This is a genomic window from Escherichia sp. KTE172, assembly GCF_000408845.1.
GTDB classification, from domain to species: domain Bacteria; phylum Pseudomonadota; class Gammaproteobacteria; order Enterobacterales; family Enterobacteriaceae; genus Escherichia; species Escherichia coli.
Genome location: NZ_KE137316.1, coordinates 3146382 through 3148561, shown reverse-complemented (window position 1 = coordinate 3148561; position 2180 = coordinate 3146382). Strand labels below are relative to the sequence as shown.

Below are 2180 nucleotides of genomic sequence, written 5' to 3'. Positions count from 1 at the left end.
CTACAGAGATGGTGGAGCTATGCGGGATCGAACCGCAGACCTCCTGCGTGCAAAGCAGGCGCTCTCCCAGCTGAGCTATAGCCCCATAACATGTAGTTAAAACCTCTTCAAATTTGCCGTGCAAATTTGGTAGGCCTGAGTGGACTTGAACCACCGACCTCACCCTTATCAGGGGTGCGCTCTAACCACCTGAGCTACAAGCCTGTAGAGGTTTTACTGCTCATTTTCATCAGACAATCTGTGTGAGCACTGCAAAGTACGCTTCTTTAAGGTAAGGAGGTGATCCAACCGCAGGTTCCCCTACGGTTACCTTGTTACGACTTCACCCCAGTCATGAATCACAAAGTGGTAAGCGCCCTCCCGAAGGTTAAGCTACCTACTTCTTTTGCAACCCACTCCCATGGTGTGACGGGCGGTGTGTACAAGGCCCGGGAACGTATTCACCGTGGCATTCTGATCCACGATTACTAGCGATTCCGACTTCATGGAGTCGAGTTGCAGACTCCAATCCGGACTACGACGCACTTTATGAGGTCCGCTTGCTCTCGCGAGGTCGCTTCTCTTTGTATGCGCCATTGTAGCACGTGTGTAGCCCTGGTCGTAAGGGCCATGATGACTTGACGTCATCCCCACCTTCCTCCAGTTTATCACTGGCAGTCTCCTTTGAGTTCCCGGCCGGACCGCTGGCAACAAAGGATAAGGGTTGCGCTCGTTGCGGGACTTAACCCAACATTTCACAACACGAGCTGACGACAGCCATGCAGCACCTGTCTCACAGTTCCCGAAGGCACCTATTCATCTCTGAAAACTTCCGTGGATGTCAAGACCAGGTAAGGTTCTTCGCGTTGCATCGAATTAAACCACATGCTCCACCGCTTGTGCGGGCCCCCGTCAATTCATTTGAGTTTTAACCTTGCGGCCGTACTCCCCAGGCGGTCGACTTAACGCGTTAGCTCCGGAAGCCACGCCTCAAGGGCACAACCTCCAAGTCGACATCGTTTACGGCGTGGACTACCAGGGTATCTAATCCTGTTTGCTCCCCACGCTTTCGCACCTGAGCGTCAGTCTTCGTCCAGGGGGCCGCCTTCGCCACCGGTATTCCTCCAGATCTCTACGCATTTCACCGCTACACCTGGAATTCTACCCCCCTCTACGAGACTCAAGCTTGCCAGTATCAGATGCAGTTCCCAGGTTGAGCCCGGGGATTTCACATCTGACTTAACAAACCGCCTGCGTGCGCTTTACGCCCAGTAATTCCGATTAACGCTTGCACCCTCCGTATTACCGCGGCTGCTGGCACGGAGTTAGCCGGTGCTTCTTCTGCGGGTAACGTCAATGAGCAAAGGTATTAACTTTACTCCCTTCCTCCCCGCTGAAAGTACTTTACAACCCGAAGGCCTTCTTCATACACGCGGCATGGCTGCATCAGGCTTGCGCCCATTGTGCAATATTCCCCACTGCTGCCTCCCGTAGGAGTCTGGACCGTGTCTCAGTTCCAGTGTGGCTGGTCATCCTCTCAGACCAGCTAGGGATCGTCGCCTAGGTGAGCCGTTACCCCACCTACTAGCTAATCCCATCTGGGCACATCCGATGGCAAGAGGCCCGAAGGTCCCCCTCTTTGGTCTTGCGACGTTATGCGGTATTAGCTACCGTTTCCAGTAGTTATCCCCCTCCATCAGGCAGTTTCCCAGACATTACTCACCCGTCCGCCACTCGTCAGCAAAGAAGCAAGCTTCTTCCTGTTACCGTTCGACTTGCATGTGTTAGGCCTGCCGCCAGCGTTCAATCTGAGCCATGATCAAACTCTTCAATTTAAAAGTTTGATGCTCAAAGAATTAAACTTCGTAATGAATTACGTGTTCACTCTTGAGACTTGGTATTCATTTTTCGTCTTGCGACGTTAAGAATCCGTATCTTCGAGTGCCCACACAGATTGTCTGATAAATTGTTAAAGAGCAGTGCCGCTTCGCTTTTTCTCAGCAGCGCGGGGTGTGCATAATACGCTTTCCCGCTACAGAGTCAAGCATTTATTTTTGCTTTCTCTGCCGAAGTTCTCAGGAGAACCCCTCTGACCCGGCGGCGTGTTTGCCGTTGTTCCGTGTCAGTGGTGGCGCATTATAGGGAGTTATTCCGGCCTGACAAGAGGAAATTTAAAATAATTTTCTGACCGCGCATTTTTT

2 tRNA genes and 1 rRNA gene are annotated in these 2180 nt (G+C 52.2%); all 3 read right to left on the bottom strand.

The features are described 5' to 3' along the window. Nucleotides 1–9 precede the first annotated feature (9 nt). The 3 genes from G434_RS09005 to G434_RS09015 all read right to left on the bottom strand — a co-directional run bounded on the left by G434_RS09005 (nucleotide 10) and on the right by G434_RS09015 (nucleotide 1814). Nucleotides 10–85, bottom strand: a tRNA-Ala gene (locus tag G434_RS09005). A gap of 42 nt (nucleotides 86–127) precedes the next feature. After that, nucleotides 128–204, bottom strand: a tRNA-Ile gene (locus G434_RS09010). Nucleotides 205–272: 68 nt separating this feature from the next. Then, nucleotides 273–1814: ribosomal RNA gene (locus tag G434_RS09015) — 16S ribosomal RNA — on the bottom strand. Between the last annotated feature and the right edge of the window lie 366 nt (nucleotides 1815–2180).